Raw genomic sequence first — 17,856 nt, 5'->3', positions numbered from 1 at the left:
TCGGAGAGTTCGTCCGCCTCCGACCGTACAAGGGAACGGGGCGCCCCGTGGGAGGCGTGACCGCATCCGCGCTGCGACACGCGGTCCGCGGCCCCGGGAGGAGGCTCCGCTCAGCCCCTCGCGGCGGCGAGAGCGTCGGCGGCGAGCCGCACGGAGGCGTCCCGGCCGGTCAGCCAGAGCGGCACGGAGCGGGCGCGGAGCCCCGCCGACTCGAGCGCCGGGACCGCGTCCGCGTCCTCCTCGCCGACGAGCCAGGCGTCGAGGAGGCCGCCCCCGCTCCGGGCTCCGTAGTGCCGGCCGACGGCCTCGGCGGAGGTCTCGACGCCGATCGCGGCGAGGCAGGCGTCGGCCATGCCGCGCACCACCGCGCCTCCGATGACGGGGGAGACGCCCACGACGGGTGCGGAGGTCCGGCGGAGGGCGTCCGCGATCCCGGGCACTCCGAGGATCGTGCCGATCGAGACGACGGGATTGGAGGGCGCGACGAGCACCGCGTCGGTGTCGGCGATCGCCTCCAGCACGCCCGGGGCGGGGCGGGCGCTCTCCACCCCCTGCTGGACGAAGCGGCGCGCGGGCGCTGACGCCCGAAGCCGCACCCACCACTCCTCGAAGTGGAGGAGCCGCACGCCCTCGCCGGGAAGGTCGACCTCGACGTGGGTCTCGACGTCCTGGTCCGACATCGGCAGCAGGCGGACCCCCAGCGGCCAGCGGGCGGTGATCCGCGCGGTCGCCTCCGAGAGGGTGAGGCCGTCGCGCAGCATCGAGCTGCGGGCGATGTGGGTGCCGAGGTCGAGGTCGCCCAGGGTGAACCACGGCCAGCCGACGCCGAAGGCGGTGAGCTCGGCCGAGACCCGCTCGCTCTCGCCGGCCCGCCCCCAGCCGCGCTCCGTGTCGTTCACTCCGCCGAGCGCGTAGGTGATCGAGTCGAGGTCGGGGCAGACCTTGAGGCCGGTGAGCCACATGTCGTCGCCGGTGTTGACGACGACGGTGATCTCGCTCGCCTCGCCGCCGGCGGCCTCGAGATCGCGGAGGTGCTCGCGGACCGCCGAGGTGAAGCGGGCGCCGCCGACGCCTCCGGCCAGGATCGTGATGCGCATCCGCCCACGCTAGCGGCACCGACGGATTCCTCCCCCGGCGAGCCTTAATGCTGCGGATCCGCGCCGGAAACACCGGGGAAACGTCGAACCCCGACGATGAAGCCCTGTCCCCGGAGCCGGACGGTCCGTCATTGCCTTCGGGCCCGGCGGGGACCACAGTGGGTCCACGTCCCCGGCTCCGCACCGCCCGGCGGAGCACACCGGAGCCGGACAGGGACGCCCGAGCATGGAGGTACCGATGACCATCGTCCGCGCAGCGATCACCCAGACGACCTGGACCGGCGACAAGGAGTCGATGCTCGACAAGCACGAGCGGATGGCCCGGGACGCCGCAGCCGACGGCGCGCAGATCGTCTGCTTCCAGGAGCTGTTCTACGGCCCGTACTTCGGCATCACCCAGGACAAGAAGTACTACCGCTACGCCGAGCCCGCCGACGGGCCGATCGTGCAGCGCTTCGCGGCCCTCGCGAAGGAGCTGGGCGTGGTGATGATCCTCCCGATCTACGAGGAGGAGCAGACCGGCGTCTACTACAACACCGCGGTCGTGGTCGACGCCGACGGGACGATCCTCGGCAAGTACCGCAAGCACCACATCCCGCACCTGGACCGCTTCTGGGAGAAGTTCTACTTCCGGCCCGGGAACCTCGGCTACCCGGTCTTCGACACCGCCGTCGGCAAGGTCGGCGTCCACATCTGCTACGACCGCCACTTCCCGGAGGGCTGGCGGGAGCTGGGCCTGAACGGCGCCCACCTCGTCTTCAACCCCAACGCCACCAAGCCCGGCCTGTCGAACCGCCTCTGGGAGGTCGAGGGCCCGGCGGCCGCGGTGGCGAACGGCTACTTCGTGCTGCAGCCCAACCGCGTCGGCCGGGAGGACAACGAGTACGGCGACCTCGCGGTCGACTTCTACGGCACAAGCCAGATCATCGATCCGCGCGGGGAGTTCGTCGGCGAGCGGGGCTCGGGCGAGGCCGAGGAGATCCTGATCCGCGACCTCGAGATGGACATGGTGCAGGAGATGCGCGACGACTGGCAGTTCTACCGGGACCGCCGGCCGGAGTCGTACACCAGCATCCCGAAGCCGTGACCGCAGACCGAGACGGGGAAGACCGATGAAGACCCTCATCACCGGCGGGACGGTCGTCAACGCGACCGGCACCGGAGCCGCTGACGTCCTGATCGACGGCGAGACCATCGCCGCCGTCCTCGCCCCCGGCTCCACGCTGCTGGGCTTCGACCTGGCGGCCCACGTCGACCGGGTGATCGACGCGAGCGGCAAGTACGTGATCCCGGGCGGGATCGACGCGCACACGCACATGGAGATGCCGTTCGGCGGCACCTCCGCCTCGGACACCTTCGAGACCGGCACGCGCGCCGCGGCCTGGGGCGGCACGACGTCGATCGTCGACTTCGTGGTGCAGTACCCGGGCGAGAGCGTCGTCGACCGGTTCCAGGCGTGGCAGGAGAAGGCGGCCGGCAACTGCGCGATCGACTACGGCTTCCACCAGATCCTCTCGGACGTGCAGGACTCCTCGCTCGTCGCGATGGACGAGCTGATGCGCGAGGGGGTGACCAGCTTCAAGCTGTTCATGGCCTACAAGGGCGTGTTCCTCTCGGACGACGGGCAGATCCTCCGGGCGTTCCAGAAGGGCGCGGAGAACGGCGCGATGATGATGATGCACGCCGAGAACGGCGCCCTCATCGACGAACTGGTGAAGCAGACCCTCGCCGCCGGGAACACCGCGCCGTACTTCCACGGCACCTCTCGACCCTGGCAGGCGGAGGAGGAGGCGACGCACCGGGCGATCATGATCGCCGACCTCACCGGCGCGCCGCTGTACGTGGTCCATGTCTCCGCGAAGCAGGCGGTGGAGCAGATCGCGCAGGCCCGCGACCGCGGCATGAACGTCTTCGGCGAGACCTGCCCGCAGTACCTCTACCTCTCGCTCGAGGAGCAGCTCGGCGCGCCGGGCTTCGAGGGCGCGAAGTGGGTGTGCTCCACGCCGCTGCGCTCGAAGGCGGAGGGGCATCAGCACCACATGTGGCAGTCGCTGCGCACCAACGACATCCAGATGGTCTCGACCGACCACTGCCCCTTCTGCATGAAGGGCCAGAAGGACATGGGGATCGGCGACTTCTCGAAGATCCCCAACGGCATCGGCTCGGTGGAGCACCGGATGGACCTGATGTACCAGGGCGTGGTGTCGGGGCAGATCTCCCTGCCGCGCTGGGTCGAGCTCACCTCGACCACCCCGGCGCGGATGTTCGGGATGTACGGGAGGAAGGGCGTCATCCAGCCCGGGGCCGACGGCGACGTCGTCGTCTACGACCCGAGCGGGCACACCTCGATCGGGATCGGCGAGGGCCGCAGCCACCACATGAACATGGACTACTCGGCCTGGGAGGGCTTCGAGATCGACGGCCACGTCGACACGGTGATCTCCCGCGGCAGGGTCGTCGTCGACGACGGCTCCTACGTCGGCACGAAGGGCGACGGGGCGTACATCCCGCGCGGTCTGAGCCAGTACCTGATCTGAGCCGGCACCCGATCCGAGCCAGCACCTGATCGAGCAGAAGGAACCCCATGGACTTCGGAGTCGTCCTCCAGACCAACCCGCCCGCCTCGCGCACCGTCGCGCTCGCCGTCCTCGCGGAGACGCACGGCTTCGACTACGCGTGGACCTTCGACTCGCACCTGCTCTGGCAGGAGCCCTACGTGATCTACTCGCAGATCCTCGAGAGGACGCACCGGATCACGGTCGGCCCGATGGTCACCAACCCCGCCACGCGTGACTGGACGGTCATCGCCTCGCTGCACGCGACGCTCAACGAGATGTACGGGAACCGCACGGTGTGCGGGATCGGCCGCGGCGACTCCGCGGTGAGAGTGACCGGAGGAGCTCCGACGACGCTCAAGACGCTGCGGGAGTCGATCCACGTCATCCGCGAGCTCGCCAACAGCCGTCCGGTCGAGTACAACGGCCAGACGCTGCAGTTCCCGTGGAGCCGGGGCTCGTCCCTGGAGATGTGGGTGGCCGCCTACGGCCCGCTCGCCCTGAAGCTCGCGGGCGAGGTCGGCGACGGCTTCATCCTGCAGCTGGCCGACGTGGACATCGCGCGCTGGATGATCGGCGCCGTCAAGGAGGCGGCGGCGAACGCCGGCCGGGATCCCGGGTCGCTGCAGTTCTGCGTCGCGGCGCCGATGTACATCGGCACCGACCGGGAGCACATGCGCGACCAGTGCCGCTGGTTCGGCGGGATGGTCGGCAACCACGTGGCCGACATCGTGAGCCGCTACGGCGCCTCCGGAGCGGTGCCGCAGGCGCTGACGGACTACATCGCCGGGCGCGAGGGCTACGACTACAACGAGCACGGCCGCGCGGGCAACAGCCACACCGCCTTCGTGCCGGACGAGATCGTGGAGCGCTTCTGCGTGCTGGGCACGGCGGACGAGCACATCGAGAAGCTCCGGGCGCTCGCCGACATCGGCGTGACGCAGTTCGCGGGCTACCTCCAGCACGACAACAAGGAGGAGACGCTGCGCGTGTACGGCGAGCGAGTCATCCCGGAGCTGCGCGAGCACATCGTGGCCCGCGCATGAGACCGGCCCTCGCGCGCGGGCTCGTGCTCGGCGCCGGCGGGCTCCTCCTGCTCGCGCTCGTGTGGGAGGGCTGGAAGGCGCTCGGGCCCGAGGCCGGGGTGGTCGTCGGAGGAGTCACGGTGCTCCCGCGCACGAGCGCCATCGCGATGCCCCACCTCTGGGAGATCGCGGCCCGGCTCGGCGAGCCGGTCACCGGAGCGCGGAACGCCCCGGCGCTCTGGTCGGCCGTCCTGGGGGCGAGTGCCTTCTCGCTCGGGATCGCCGCGGTCGGCTGGGTCGTCGGCACCGTCGTGGGGCTGCTCCTGGCTCTCCTGATGCAGCGGTTCCGCACGGCGGAGTCGGCGGTGCTGCCCTGGATCGTGCTGAGCCAGACGGTGCCCCTGATCGCGATCGCCCCACTGGTGCGGCGCTGGGGGTCGCAGCTCGAGCTCGGACCGGTGACCTGGGAGAACTGGATGTCGGTGTCACTGATCGCCTCCTACCTCGCGTTCTTCCCCGTCTCGATCGGGGCGCTCCGCGGGCTCGGCTCGCCGACGGCCCACCAGGTCGAGCTGATGCACGTGTACGGCGTCGGCTGGTGGAAGACGCTGGTGCGCCTGAGGCTCCCGGCGAGCGTGCCCTACCTGCTGCCGGCCCTCCGGCTCGGAGCGGTCAGCGCCGTCGTCGGCACGATCGTCGCCGAGGTCTCGATCGGCCTGCGCGGCGGGATCGGCCGCATGATCATCGAGTTCGCCTCCGCTGCCGGAGGCGACCCCGCCAAGCCCTGGGCGCCGATCCTCGGGGCTGTGCTGGTGGGCCTCGCGGCCGCCGGCGCCGTCGCCCTGCTCGGCACCCTCCTCCGTCCGTACCGCCGAGGGGAGCAGCCCGCATGAGCACTGCAGGATCCGCGGTCGTCGTCGACTCGGTCACGAGGACCTTCACCACCGCTCGCGCCGCGAGCGTCACGGCGCTCCAGGACGTCTCGCTCGAGGTGGCCGCGGGGGAGTTCGTCTCGCTGATCGGCCCGTCCGGCTGCGGCAAGTCGACGCTGCTGCGGCTGATCGCCGACCTCGACGAGCCGGACTCCGGCTCGATCGCCGTGTTCGGCAAGACGGCCCGGCAGGCGAGGCTCGACCAGGACTACGGGATCGCGTTCCAGCAGGCGGGCCTCCTGCCGTGGCGCACGATCCGGGCGAACATCGCCCTGCCGCTGGAGCTGCACGGCGTCGCCGCGACCGCCCGGCGCTCGCGCGTCGACGAGCTGCTGGCGCTGGTCGGGCTCGGCGACTTCGCCGACTCCTACCCGGACCAGCTCTCCGGCGGGATGCAGCAGCGCGTCGCCATCGCGCGGGCGCTCGCCGAGAGCCCGCGCCTGCTCCTCATGGACGAGCCGTTCGGGGCGCTCGACGAGATGACCCGCGAGCGGATGCAGACGGAGCTGCTGCGGATCCGGCGCGAGACCGGCGCCGCCGTCGTCTTCGTCACCCACTCGATCCCGGAGGCGGTGTTCCTCTCGGACCGCGTCGTGGTGATGTCGCCGCGGCCGGGCAGGATCCGCGACGTCCTCCCGGTCGGACTCCCCGGAGCATCCGAGCGCGACGCGGCGGTCAGGGAGGACACGGCGTTCTTCCGCGACGTGAGCGCCGTGCGCGAGCTGCTGCACGGCGATCCCGCCGCCGTGCCGCGCGGAGTGGAGAACCGGTGAGCACGACGGCGCTGGCGCGCAGCGTGCTCGCGCCGCTCGTGCTCGGGATCGCCGCGGTCCTGCTCTGGCAGGCCGGGGTCACCGCTCTGGCGATCCAGCCGTTCGTGCTCCCGTCGCCGCTGGCGATCGGACGGGAGTTCGCCGCGAACCTCGGCTCCGTCGCCGAGGGCAGCGCGGTGACCGGCCGCAACGCGCTGGTCGGCCTGCTGGTCGGCGCGGTGCTGGCGGTCGTGGTCGCCGGGCTCTCGGCGCTCGCGCGGGTCTTCGACGGACTGGTCGCGCCGATCGTGGCCGCGGCCGCCGTCGTGCCGATCGTCGCCCTCGCTCCGGTGCTCTACACGATGTTCGGAGCGAACGCCGAGACCGCGAGGCAGCTCGTCGCGGCGCTCGCCGTGTTCGTGCCGGTGTACGTGACGACGCTGCGCGGGCTGCGGCAGGCCGCTCCGGTGCACCGCGACCTGCTGAAGGCCTACGCGGCGACCCCCTGGCAGACCGCCCGCACGATCACGCTGCCGGGAGCGGTGCCCTACGTCTTCACGGGGCTCCGCATCGCCTCTTCGCTCGCGGTGATCTCGGCGCTGGTCGCCGAGTACTTCGGCGGACCCGTGGGCGGGCTCGGCAAGTCGATCACGACGGCGGCCTCGGGCAGCGACTACGCGCTCGCCTACGCCTACGTCCTGGGCGCCGTGCTCGTCGGCCTCGCGTTCTACTGCGTGACGGCCGCGCTCGAGGCGTTCGCGCTGCGCCGCAGCCGGCTGCGCTGAGCGCGGCGCCGCGCGTCCCCGCACCCTCCTCGATCCTCCCGATTCCCGACTCCCGATTCCCGACTCCACCCGACGCACCATCCGCACCGCCCGCATCATCAGCGCCACCTGCACCACAGCACCACCTGCACCGCCGCACCACGGGGCGCGCCGCACCGGCGACCCCGCAGACCGCACCAGGAGGACCCGTGACCAGACGCACCCGCATCACCCTGACGACGACCGCCGCCTTCGCGGCCGTGGGCCTCGCGCTCACCGGCTGCAGCGCCTCCGGCGGCTCCGACCCGGGGTCGGACTCCGGCTCCGGCGGCCTCACGCCGGTCACCCTGCAGCTGCAGTGGGTGGCCCAGGCGCAGTTCGCCGGGTACTACGCCGCGCTCGACCAGGGCTACTACGAGGACGAGGGCCTCGACGTGACGATCGCCGAGGGAGGCGGCGACATCGTCCCCCAGGACGTGCTCGCCTCGGGCGACGCGGACTACGCGATCTCCTGGGTGCCCAAGGTCCTCGGCTCGATCGAGCAGGGGGCCGGGATCACCGACGTCGCGCAGATCTTCGAGCGCAGCGCCACCACGCAGATCTCCTTCAAGGACAAGGGGATCACCTCGCCGGCCGACCTGGCCGGGAAGAGCGTGGGCAGCTGGGGCTACGGCAACGAGTGGGAGCTGTTCGCCGGCATGCAGAAGGACGGCGTCTCTCTCGACGACATCTCGCTGGTGCAGCAGCAGTTCGACATGAACGGCTTCCTCGCAGGCGACATCGACGCGGCCCAGGCGATGACCTACAACGAGTACGCCCAGGTCCTCGAGACCGTGAACCCCGCCACAGGCGAGCTGTACCGGCCGGACGACCTGAACGTCATCAGCTGGAACGACATCGGGACCGCGATGCTCCAGGACGCGATCTGGGCGGACGCGGGCAGGCTCGCCGACGACGACGCGTACGCCGAGCAGACGGTCGCCTTCATCAAGGCCTCGATCAAGGGCTGGATCTTCGCGAAGGACGACCCGCAGGCGGCGGCCGACATCGTCACCGCGGCCGGATCCACGCTCGGCACCAGCCACCAGCTCTGGATGACCAACGAGGTCAACAAGCTGATCTGGCCCTCGACGAGCGGCGTCGGGATGATCGACGAGGCCGCGTGGCAGCAGACGGTCGACATCGCGAAGGAGACGGAGAACGAGACGGGCGCGACGATCATCAACGCGGACCCGCCCGCCACCGCCTACTCGAACGAGTACATCGAGAAGGCGCTCGCGGAGCTCGCCGACGAGGGAGTGGACACGAGCGGTGCCGACTACGCGCCGATCGACGTGACGCTGGAGGCCGGCGGCGCCTGAGCCCGGACTCCGCCCCTCCCGGCTCCTCCCGGCCCCTCCCGCCCCGGAGGGGCCCGGGAGGGGTACGCTGGACCCTCGTGACTACTTTCAAGAAGACGCCGTTCACCGTGAACGTGCGCGACCTCGTGAGGCGGCCGGGCGAGATGCGCGAGCACCGCCTCGAGCTCGAGGCGCCGGAGCAGTTCGGCGAGGGGATCGTCGCGGTCCGCAAGGGATCGGCCGTCGATCTCGACGTCCGGCTCGAGTCCGTGCACGAGGGGATCCTGGCCAGTGTCGAGGTGTCGGCGAGGGCCGACGGCGAGTGCAGCCGGTGCCTGACCGACATCTCCCTGCCTGTCGATGTCGAGTTCCAGGAACTTTTCGCGTACTCTTCTGACGAAGCTTTCGACTATGAGGTTCACGACGACCACGTGGATCTTGAACCTCTGGTCAGGGATGCGGTGGTTCTGTCGCTGCCGTTCCAGCCGGTCTGCCGGCCGGACTGTCCGGGCCTCGACCCCGTCACGGGGGAGCGGCTGGCCGATTCCTCCACGCCCGAACCCGAGGCGCCGCGCGACTCCCGGTGGGCCGCGCTCGCAGGGTTGAGCGAGGGGGACGGCGGGGCCGCAGCGCCCGGAGCTTCCACCGACAGAGCTTCCGCAGACAGCGGTGAGGGCGCGACCGCCCGCACCGAATCCGACTAGAGGTAGAGAAGAGAGAATCATGGCTGTTCCCAAGAGGAAGAAGTCCCGCGCGAACACCCACGCCCGTCGTTCGCAGTGGAAGGCCGAGGTCCCCACCCTCGTCAAGACCATCGAGAACGGCAAGGTCGTCTACAGCCTTCCCCACCGCGCCAAGGTCGTCGAGGACTCCGCGGGCACCGCGCTGTTCCTCGAGTACAAGGGCCGCAAGGTCGCCGACGTCTGATCCCGCTCCTGGTCCGCACGGCGCGGGGCGCACCGCCCCTCGACGAACGGACCGCGGTCCATGGTGAACCAGACCTCCGCACGACCCTCCAGCGACGACCGGTCGCGTCTGGAGGCCACGCTCGGCGTGAGCCTCGACGGTGAGCTCTTCGAGCTCGCCCTGACGCACCGGTCGTTCGCTTTCGAGCACGGCGGCATCCCGCACAACGAGCGCCTCGAGTTCCTCGGCGACTCGATCCTCGGGCAGGCCGTGACCGTCATGCTCTACACCGAGTACCCCGCCCTCAGCGAGGGCGACCTGGCCAAGCGCCGGGCGAGCCTCGTCTCGACCGTCGCTCTCGCCGAGATCGCCCGCGGCATCGGCCTGGGCGAGTTCCTCCGCCTCGGACGCGGCGAGGAGCTGACCGGCGGCCGCGACAAGGCGTCGATCCTCGCCGACACCGTCGAGGCCATCATCGGCGCCGTCTACCTGGGCACCGGGCCCGACGCGGCCCGCGACCTGGTGCTGCGCCTGATCGCCCCCCTCCGGGCCGATCCGCTCCGCTTCGGCGTCTCGATGGACCCGAAGACGAGCCTCCAGGAGGCGGCCGCCGAGCGCGGTGCGCCGGCCCCGCGCTACGAGATCGCCGCCACCGGCCCCGACCACAACAAGGTGTTCGTCGCCACCGTGATCGTCGGCGGACTCGTCACCGCCCGCGGCGAGGGGACGAGCAAGAAGGCGGCCGAGATGGCCGCCGCGCTCGACGCGTGGACGCGTCTGGCGGCCCCCGGCGCACCCGTCGCTCCAACGGTCTCGGACTGACCGTGCCCGAGCTGCCCGAGGTCGAGGTGGTGCGGGCGGGTCTCGCTCCCGCGGTCACCGGCTCCCTGGTGACCGGCGTCGAGATCGTCGACGAGCGCTCGCTGAAGCGGCACGTGCATCCGCACGGGACCTTCGAGCGCCTGCTCGTCGGGCGCCGGCTCGAAGCGGCGGTGCGGCGCGGGAAGTTCCTCTGGCTGCCCGCGGGCTGCGACGAGGCGCTGCTGGTGCACCTCGGCATGAGCGGCCAGGTGCTGCTGCGCACGGCGGATGCGGCGCTGCCGCGCCTGGCGCGCATCCGGATCGGGATCGAGCACCCCGAGCACGGCGAGCTCGCCCTGCACTTCGTCGACCAGCGGATCTTCGGCTCGATGGCGGTCGACGCTCTGGTGCCGACCCCGGACGGAGCGCCGGGCGGCTACGCGGGCGAGGAGGTCCGCGGAGGCGGCTGGCTGCGCGCCGTGCCCTCGCAGGTCGCGCACATCGCCCGCGATCCGCTCGACCCCTCCTTCGACCTGGGCTCGGTCGTCGCATCGCTGGCGAGGAGGAGCAGCGGGATCAAGCGGGCGCTGCTCGACCAGACGCTCGTGAGCGGCATCGGGAACATCTACGCGGACGAGTCGCTGTGGGCGGCGGAGCTGCACCCGGAGCGGCCGAGCTCGTCGCTCGGCGAGGCGCGCATCCGCCGCCTCTTCGCCGAGGTGCGCTCGGTGCTCGAGCGGGCGCTGGCCGAGGGCGGCACCAGCTTCGATGCGCAGTACGTGAACGTGAACGGCGCCTCCGGCTACTTCTCGCACAGCCTGCACGCCTACGGGCAGACGGGGAAGCCGTGCGCCCGGTGCGGCGAGGCGATCGTGCGGGTGCCGTTCATGAACCGCTCCTCGCACCTCTGCCCGCACTGCCAGCAGCTGCCGCGCTGACGCGCCGGGAGGCGCCGCCTCAGGCGGCGGCGTCGGCGGGTGCCGGAGCGTACCGGGAGTGGACGACGAGCTCGCCCAGCAGCGTCGCGACGAGCGTGATGACGGCGGCGATCGCCAGGCCGAGCCAGAGTCCGACCAGCAGGGCGAGCGCGCCGACTCCGGCACCCGCGGCGATCAGGACGATCGCCGCCGCGCGGCGGAACCACGGCTGACCGGTACCACCCGCCAGGCGGGAGTCCGCAGCGAGGCCCGTGATCGTCGAGGTGACGACGACCGTCGTGACGTCCTTGACGGCGAGGTGGCGGGCGGTCGCGGCCTGGAGGCCCATCGCCCCGCCCAGCACGCCGGTGACGGTGAAGGCGAGCGGCTCGGGGTGCTCAGGCACGACCGCGAGCACGATCGCCAGGACGCCGAGCAGGATGCCGACCACCGCGAAGAGCCAGGTCGAGCGCGAGGTCCAGCCCTTCTTCACCGGGCGGAGCACCCGGCCGCCGATCACGGCGCCGATCATGAAGGCGCCCAGCGCGATCAGGGGCCCGACCACGGGCAGGTCGGCCGCGCCGGAGAGGGCCATGCCGAGGATGACGACGTTGCCGGTCATGTTGCCGGCGAAGACGCGGTCGAGCCCGAGGTACCCGACGGCGTCGATGATGCCGGTCGAGAAGGTGAGGGCGAGCATCAGGCCGAGGGTCGCGCCCTCGGAGCGGGTGCGCAGGCGTCGGATCACGGGAGTCCTGTCGTCGGGGGCGGGTCTGGAGAATCGTGGCACACGCGTGCACATGCTCGAAACACGGCGCGGTTAGGGTCGGACGGCGCGGACGGGCCGCGCGGGAGGCGGACGCGCATGCGGTGGACGGAGTGGGCGGTGCAGCCCGGTGAGGGAGTGCCGCCGGGGGTGGACTACCTGCCGGCCGAGCCGGGGTCGGTGCTGTGGGGGCGCCTGCCGTGCGCGGCGGACGCGCCCGTGCTCACCGTCGACTCGGGGGCCGAGGTCGTCATCGACACGCTCAGCCACGAGGGCGTGCTGGAGGATCAGGGCCGCGATCCGGTCGCCTTCTTCGGCCGCCACGGAGTCGCTCCGGAGGGGGTGCTGCGCGACGCGGTCGCGCTCGCCGCGGACGGGCCGTTCCGCGACGGCGAGACGGACGGGCCGCACGTGGTCACGGGGCCGATCGCCGTCCGGGGAGCGCTGCCGGGGGACCTGCTCCGGATGACCCTCCTCGAGGCCGAGCCGCGCGTGCCGTACGGAGTCGTCTCGAACCGGCACGGCCGCGGGGCGCTGCCGGGCGAGTACCCGCTGCAGGAGGGGCCGTTCAGCGTCTTCGCGCGCGTCGACGAGGACGCGCAGTGCGGTCTCCGCGGCGTCATCCCGCTGGTGCCGGGAGGGGAGCGGGCCGCCCGGTTCCCGCTCCGGCCGTTCCTCGGGATCATGGGCGTCGCCGTCGCAGGGGAGGAGCGCCCGCACTCCGTGCCGCCCGGTGCGCACGGGGGCAACATCGACATCGCACTGCTGACCGCCGGAACCAGCCTCTACCTTCCCGTGCAGGTCCCGGGCGCGCTCGCGTACGTCGGCGATCCCCACTTCGCGCAGGGCGACGGCGAGGTGGCGCTGACGGCGATGGAGGCGAGCCTGCGCGTCCGGGTGCGACTGGAGGTCGTCCCGCGCGCCGAGGCGCTCGCGGCGTTCGGGGAGCTGCTCGGGCCGATGGGGGAGACCGGCGAGTTCCTCGTGCCCACCGGGATGGACGAGGACCTGGACGTCGCCGTGCAGAAGTGCGTCCGCGCGGCCATCGCGCTGCTGGCGGCCCGCTACGGGATGGACCCGGCTCACGCCTACGCCTACCTCAGCGCGGCGACCGACTTCGACATCTCGCAGGTGGTCGACCTGGTGAAGGGCGTGCACGCCCGCGTCCGGACGGCCGACTTCGATGACTGACCCGCGGGTGACGACGCTCGAGGGCGACCTGCCGGACGGGCTGGTGGACGCGGTCCTGGCCTACGAGGCGGCGCTCGGGGCGGACGACGTCGCGGCGCTCGCCGACGCGTTCGTCGACGCGCCGACGACGCTCCGGGGCGACGCCTCCGGGCTGCTCGTCGGCCACGCGGTGATCACCGGCTTCCGGGGTCGTCGCGGCGGGGCGCCGGTGCGGGAGCTGATGGAGCTGCACGTCAGGGCGGTCGATGCGGGCACGGCGCTCGTGGTCAGCGTGAACGCTCCGGCCCGTGGCGGGCGCGGGCTCGTCACGCAGCTGTGGTCGCGGGAGGGCGGGACCTGGAGGGTGCGCGCCGCGCAGGTGCAGGCGCCCTCGCCCGCGCTGGACCCCCGTGTCTGGCGGGCCGTCGGCGCGCCGCTCGTGCCGGCCGCCGGCTCCGGGATCCTCGACGGACTGGACGTCGCGGTCAAGGACCTCTTCGCGATCGAGGGCCAGCGGATCGGCGCGGGAGTGCCGGCCCGCCTCGCTTCCGCGCCGATCGAGGCGGCGACCGCTCCGGCCGTCGCGCAGCTGCTCGCAGCGGGAGCGTCGGTGCGCGGGATCGCTCAGACCGATGAGTTCGCCTACAGCATCGCCGGCCGGAACTCCGGCTACGGGACGCCGCCCAATCCGGCCGTGCCCGGAGCGATCCCGGGCGGATCGTCGAGCGGACCGGCGACCGCCGTGTCGCTCGGGCAGGCCGCCGTCGGGCTGGCGACCGACACCGCGGGATCGATCCGGGTACCCGCCTCCTACCAGGGCCTGTGGGGGCTGAGGACGACCCACGGTGCAGTGCCCGTCGAGGGGCTGCTGCCGCTGGCGCCGAGCTTCGACACCGTCGGGTGGCTGACGCGGGACCTCGGCACGCTGAGGCGGGTGGCCGAGGTCTGCCTGCCGTCCGGCCCGCCGGTGCGGAGTCTCGCGGTGGCGCCGGCACTGCTGGGCGGGGTGGACGCGGCCGTCCGCGCGGCGTTCCGATCGGCCGTCGAGGGGCTGAGCGCCGACGAGGTGGCGCTGCCGGCCGTGGCGGAGATGCTCGAGGCGTTCCGGCTGGTGCAGGCCGCGGAGGCGTGGCGGTCGAGCGGCTCGTGGGTCGCGGCGCATCCGGGAGTGCTGGCGGCAGACGTGCAGGCGCGCTTCGACGCGGCCTCGCTCGTCGACGAGCAGGAGGAGACGGCCGCGCGGGCGCGGGTCGCGGGTTTCCGGCAGGCGCTCGACGGCGCGCTCGACGGGCGGGTGCTGCTCCTGCCGTCGGCGTCGTCGGTCGCGCCGACCCTCGACGCGTCGGTCGAGACGATCGACGCGGCACGGTCGGCGACGCTCGGCCTGACCTGCGTCGCGGGGATCGGCGGGTATCCGGCGCTGTCGGTGCCGCGGCTGAGCGTCGACGGTGCTCCGGTGGGGCTCTGCCTGGTCGGGCCACGCGGATCGGACCTCGCGCTCCTGGAGCTGGCCGGCGCGCTCTGAGGGCGCGCTCCGAGTGCGGGTGGGGGGCATCCCGCGCCCGCAGGAGCGCAGCATGTCCCGCGGTCAGAACGGCGGCGGCGCATCGCTGAAGCTCGGCCTGCGCGGTGGCCGCGGTGGCGCGGGCGGATCGGGGGGACGGGTGACCACGCGGCGGCCGGTGGGAGTGGTCCAGTCGGCCGAACCGTCGGGGTGGAGCGTGTAGGTCCAGCGGTCCCCGTGGCGGACGTGGTGGTGGCCGACGCAGAGCGACGCCAGGTTGTGGAGTGCGGTGTCGCCTCCGTGGCGCCACTCCAGCGTGTGGTCGGCCTCGGCCGTCGCCGCCGGCCGGGTGCAGCCGGGAAAGCGGCAGGTCCGGTCGCGCAGCTGGAGTGCGAGGCGCATCCGCGGGGGAGGGAGGCGGTGCGTCCTGCCGACCGAGACGACGGCACCCGACCCCGGGTGGATGAGCACCGGGGTGACGGCCGAGCAGGGTCCGAGGAGCTCGCGCGCGACGCCGGCCGGGACGAGGCCGTAGCCGTCCAGTTCTGCCGGCGTCTCGTCCTGCCCGGCCGCGGTGCTCGCGGCCACGGTCAGACGCACCTCGGCCCGGATGCCGCGAGCAGACGTCCGCGGCCTCTCGTCGCCTGGCGCCGTACCGGACACGTCGCCGTCGCAGAGCAGGTCGACGAGCGCGTCGGCCCGCAGCTGCGCGAGCGTGCGCTCCTGCGCCGGACCGCTCCCGCCGCCCGTCCTGTCGCCGTTCCCGTCGCGGAGGGTGCGGGCGATCCGGTCGAGCCGCGCGAGCGCGCCCATCGCGGCCGGAGCGGGGAGGGTCGCGCAGAGCGTGGCCATGCCGTCCTGCTCGGGTGAGACCCAGACGGCCCGGTCCTCCCGGGCGCGAGCGTGGCGATCGGCGAGGGGCACGTCGTGCAGTTCGTCGCGCAGTCGGACGAGGCGTCCCCGCAGCTGGGTCGGCGTCATCGAGGCGGCGAGTCCCGCAGCGCGCTCGTCGAACTCCCGGAGGGAGGCCGGCGGCAGGGTCGCGGCGACTCCGCAGATGATCTGCCCCGCCTCCCAGCGCAGCCGCGCCTCGGCCAGCGCGGCGCGCGTGCACGGGAGGTGCTCGACCAGCAGGCGGGCGTGCTCGAGCTCCCGGGCGGCCACGCGCTCGGACACGGCCAGCGCTACGGCGAGCTCGGCCCGCACCGAGCGCTCCACGAGGTCGCGCGACTCGCTGGGTGACCCGCCGCGAGCGAACGCCTCGGGGCGGCGGAGCGCAGCCCTGTACGCCTCGTGCAGCGCCTCGGCGGAGGCGAGGTGGAGCGGAGCCGCGGACCGGGCGAGCAGCGCCGCACGGTCGCCGAGGGCGCGGACCTCCTCGACTCCCTGCCGCATCCGATCCGCCATACCTGTATTGAATCAGCGACCACCGACACCCGGGCCGCAGAGGCGTCCGATCAGGAGAATCAGACCCTGAGCCGCCCCTGTGGAGGAGCGCTGCGCCGCCGGAGGGGTGCCGAGACCCCGACACGGCTCAGGAGGGTCCGTGGAGGACCGACGTCAGCGTGAGCAGGATCACGACGACGCCGACGACGACGAAGAGGGCGCCTCCCGCGGCCATCACGACGGGCGACTGCGTTCTCGGCCCGACCCTCTGCCCCCGCCTGCGCAGCTGGTCACGGGCCCGCGCGGAGATCCACTCGCGCCGGCCGATGAACACCGCTCCGAAGACGATCGCGATCGGCGCCCAGACGAGAGCGACGATCTGGTCCTCGGTCACCGGCCAGTGACCGTTCGGTGCGGCGCTGTCCTCATGCCGACCAGTGTCCCGCGGACCTCCCGGGTGACCCGCCGCACACCGCGAAACACCGGCGAAACGTCCGTCGCATAGGCTCTCCGGGTGAAACGACTGTTTCTCTCCCGCTCGTGAAGAGGTGGCCCATGACCGCGCCCGCACCGTTCCTCCCCGTCGATCCGCCGCCGCGCCTGCTGATGGGGCCGGGCCCGATCAACGCGGATCCGCGCGTCCTGCGTGCGATGTCGGCGCAGCTGGTCGGGCAGTACGACCCGTTCATGACGGCGACGATGACGGAGACGCAGGAGCTGTACCGGCAGGTGTTCCGCACCCGCAACGAGAAGACGATGCTCGTCGACGGCACGAGCCGTGCGGGCATCGAGGCGGCGCTGGTCTCGATGCTGGAGCCGGGCGACCGCGTGCTCGTGCCGGTCTTCGGGCGGTTCGGGCACCTCCTCCGGGAGATCGCGGAGCGCTGCGGCGCGGAGGTGCACGTGATCGAGGCCGAGTGGGGGCAGGTCTTCCCCGTCTCGGCGATCGCCGAGGCCCTGGCCCGGGTGAAGCCGAAGATGCTGGCCGTGGTCCACGGCGACACGTCGACCACCATGGCGCAGCCGCTGGAGGAGCTCGGCGCCCTCTGCGAGAAGCACGGCGCCCTCTTCTACACCGACGTCACCGCCTCCCTCGCGGGCAACGCCTTCGCGACCGACGAGCTCGGGCTCGACGCGGTCACCGCGGGGCTCCAGAAGTGCCTGGGTGGCCCGTCCGGATCGGCTCCCGTCACCTTCTCGGAGAAGGCCGTCGCGGTGATCGAGTCGCGCAGGAGCATCGAGGCGGGGATCCGCGACGAGGGCGACACTGTCAGCGCCCGCCGCGTCCGCTCCAACTACTTCGACCTCGGGATGATCTTCGACTACTGGGGGCCGCGCCGCCTCAACCACCACACCGAGGCGACCACGATGCTCTACGGCGCGCGCGAGTGCGCCCGCATCGTCGTCGAGGAGGGCCTGGACGAGACGGTCGCCCGCCACGCGCTGCACGGGTCGGCGATGCTCGCCGGAGTCCGCGGCCTCGATCTCGAGGTGTTCGGCGACGTCGGGCACAAGATGACGAACGTCGTCGCGGTGCGCATCCCGCAGGGCGTGAACGGTGATGCGGTGCGCGGGGAGATGCTCGCCGACTTCGGCATCGAGATCGGCACGTCCTTCGGGCCGCTGCACGGGAAGGTCTGGCGCATCGGCACGATGGGCTACAACGCCCGGACGGACGCGGTGCTGACCACCCTGGCGGCGCTGGAGGCGGTGCTGCGCCGCGCGGGCGCCTCCGTCCCGGTGGGCGGCGGAGTCGCGGGGGCCTACGAGGTCTACGGGGCGGCACGCGTATGACCGGCACCACCACGGACCCCGCCACCACGACCGCGCCCCCCGCCGCCACCGCGTCCCCGGTCGCGCGGATGCCCGCGCGCACGACGTCCTGCAGCCGAGAGGAGGCGACGACCGCGGGGGCCGAATGGGTCTCCTCCACCGTCAGCG

The 17,856-nt window shown here is 72.7% G+C and carries 18 protein-coding genes; 14 read left to right on the top strand and 4 right to left on the bottom strand.

The features are described from left to right. Positions 1-110 precede the first annotated feature (110 nt). Positions 111-1,097, bottom strand: a complete 987-nt coding sequence (gene cofD / locus C5C69_RS11035; RefSeq protein WP_104234201.1) for a 2-phospho-L-lactate transferase — start codon at positions 1,095-1,097, stop codon at positions 111-113. Between the two features lie 238 nt (positions 1,098-1,335). On the opposite strand from cofD, the gene C5C69_RS11030 reads away from it, so the two are divergent. From C5C69_RS11030 to mutM, 11 genes are all read left to right on the top strand, one after another. Then, positions 1,336-2,184: a nitrilase-related carbon-nitrogen hydrolase gene (locus C5C69_RS11030; protein WP_104238196.1), complete on the top strand. Its 849-nt coding sequence runs from the start codon at positions 1,336-1,338 to the stop codon at positions 2,182-2,184. A gap of 25 nt (positions 2,185-2,209) precedes the next feature. Further along, entirely contained in the window at positions 2,210-3,634 is a 1,425-nt protein-coding gene (gene hydA, locus C5C69_RS11025) for a dihydropyrimidinase (RefSeq protein ID WP_104234202.1), read from the top strand. A gap of 47 nt (positions 3,635-3,681) precedes the next feature. Further along, positions 3,682-4,698, top strand: coding sequence for a TIGR03842 family LLM class F420-dependent oxidoreductase (locus C5C69_RS11020; protein ID WP_104234203.1), 1,017 nt, complete (start codon positions 3,682-3,684; stop codon positions 4,696-4,698). Beyond that, a complete protein-coding gene (locus C5C69_RS11015) occupies positions 4,695-5,570 on the top strand; it encodes an ABC transporter permease (protein ID WP_104234204.1) in 876 nt (291 codons plus the stop codon). Before C5C69_RS11020 ends, C5C69_RS11015 begins: the two co-directional genes overlap by 4 nt. Next, positions 5,567-6,382, top strand: coding sequence for an ABC transporter ATP-binding protein (locus C5C69_RS11010; RefSeq protein ID WP_104234205.1), 816 nt, complete (start codon positions 5,567-5,569; stop codon positions 6,380-6,382). The genes C5C69_RS11015 and C5C69_RS11010 overlap by 4 nt, the downstream gene beginning before the upstream one ends. Next, positions 6,379-7,146 (top strand): ABC transporter permease, encoded by a 768-nt coding sequence (locus tag C5C69_RS11005; protein ID WP_104234206.1) that lies wholly within the window; start codon positions 6,379-6,381, stop codon positions 7,144-7,146. The genes C5C69_RS11010 and C5C69_RS11005 overlap by 4 nt, the downstream gene beginning before the upstream one ends. A gap of 188 nt (positions 7,147-7,334) precedes the next feature. After that, positions 7,335-8,486: an ABC transporter substrate-binding protein gene (locus tag C5C69_RS11000; protein WP_258065137.1), complete on the top strand. Its 1,152-nt coding sequence runs from the start codon at positions 7,335-7,337 to the stop codon at positions 8,484-8,486. A 143-nt stretch (positions 8,487-8,629) separates the two neighbouring features. Further along, positions 8,630-9,169, top strand: a complete 540-nt coding sequence (locus C5C69_RS10995) for a DUF177 domain-containing protein (RefSeq protein WP_104226701.1) — start codon at positions 8,630-8,632, stop codon at positions 9,167-9,169. Between the two features lie 19 nt (positions 9,170-9,188). Next, positions 9,189-9,392 (top strand): 50S ribosomal protein L32, encoded by a 204-nt coding sequence (gene rpmF, locus C5C69_RS10990; protein ID WP_104223482.1) that lies wholly within the window; start codon positions 9,189-9,191, stop codon positions 9,390-9,392. Positions 9,393-9,452: 60 nt separating this feature from the next. Then, complete coding sequence (gene rnc / locus C5C69_RS10985; RefSeq protein WP_104226659.1) at positions 9,453-10,193, top strand: ribonuclease III; 741 nt, start codon at positions 9,453-9,455, stop codon at positions 10,191-10,193. 2 nt (positions 10,194-10,195) lie between these two features. Continuing rightward, on the top strand, positions 10,196-11,110 hold the full coding sequence (gene mutM, locus C5C69_RS10980; RefSeq protein ID WP_104234207.1) for a bifunctional DNA-formamidopyrimidine glycosylase/DNA-(apurinic or apyrimidinic site) lyase: 915 nt from the start codon (positions 10,196-10,198) through the stop codon (positions 11,108-11,110). Between the two features lie 19 nt (positions 11,111-11,129). On the opposite strand, the gene C5C69_RS10975 is transcribed toward mutM, so the two are convergent. Then, complete coding sequence (locus C5C69_RS10975; RefSeq protein ID WP_308471106.1) at positions 11,130-11,837, bottom strand: YoaK family protein; 708 nt, start codon at positions 11,835-11,837, stop codon at positions 11,130-11,132. A gap of 117 nt (positions 11,838-11,954) precedes the next feature. Between C5C69_RS10975 and C5C69_RS10970 the strand changes: the two genes are divergently transcribed. Next, positions 11,955-13,046, top strand: a complete 1,092-nt coding sequence (locus tag C5C69_RS10970) for an acetamidase/formamidase family protein (protein ID WP_104234209.1) — start codon at positions 11,955-11,957, stop codon at positions 13,044-13,046. After that, a complete protein-coding gene (locus C5C69_RS10965) occupies positions 13,039-14,550 on the top strand; it encodes an AtzH-like domain-containing protein (RefSeq protein WP_104234210.1) in 1,512 nt (503 codons plus the stop codon). The genes C5C69_RS10970 and C5C69_RS10965 overlap by 8 nt, the downstream gene beginning before the upstream one ends. Before the next feature lie 63 nt (positions 14,551-14,613). On the opposite strand, the gene C5C69_RS10960 is transcribed toward C5C69_RS10965, so the two are convergent. Together C5C69_RS10960 and C5C69_RS10955 are read right to left on the bottom strand one after the other, a co-directional pair. After that, positions 14,614-15,936 (bottom strand): HNH endonuclease signature motif containing protein, encoded by a 1,323-nt coding sequence (locus tag C5C69_RS10960; RefSeq protein WP_104257914.1) that lies wholly within the window; start codon positions 15,934-15,936, stop codon positions 14,614-14,616. A gap of 127 nt (positions 15,937-16,063) precedes the next feature. Continuing rightward, positions 16,064-16,309, bottom strand: a complete 246-nt coding sequence (locus tag C5C69_RS10955) for a hypothetical protein (RefSeq protein WP_104257913.1) — start codon at positions 16,307-16,309, stop codon at positions 16,064-16,066. Positions 16,310-16,470: 161 nt separating this feature from the next. Here C5C69_RS10955 and C5C69_RS10950 point away from each other — a divergent pair, with 161 nt between their 5' ends. Continuing rightward, entirely contained in the window at positions 16,471-17,709 is a 1,239-nt protein-coding gene (locus C5C69_RS10950; RefSeq protein ID WP_258065136.1) for an alanine--glyoxylate aminotransferase family protein, read from the top strand. Positions 17,710-17,856 lie beyond the last annotated feature (147 nt).

Origin of the sequence: Rathayibacter sp. AY1C7 (genome assembly GCF_002931865.1) — a bacterium.
Lineage (GTDB): Bacteria > Actinomycetota > Actinomycetes > Actinomycetales > Microbacteriaceae > Rathayibacter.
Note: the sequence above shows the minus strand (reverse complement) of the source record. Positions and strands in the feature narration are given on the sequence as shown.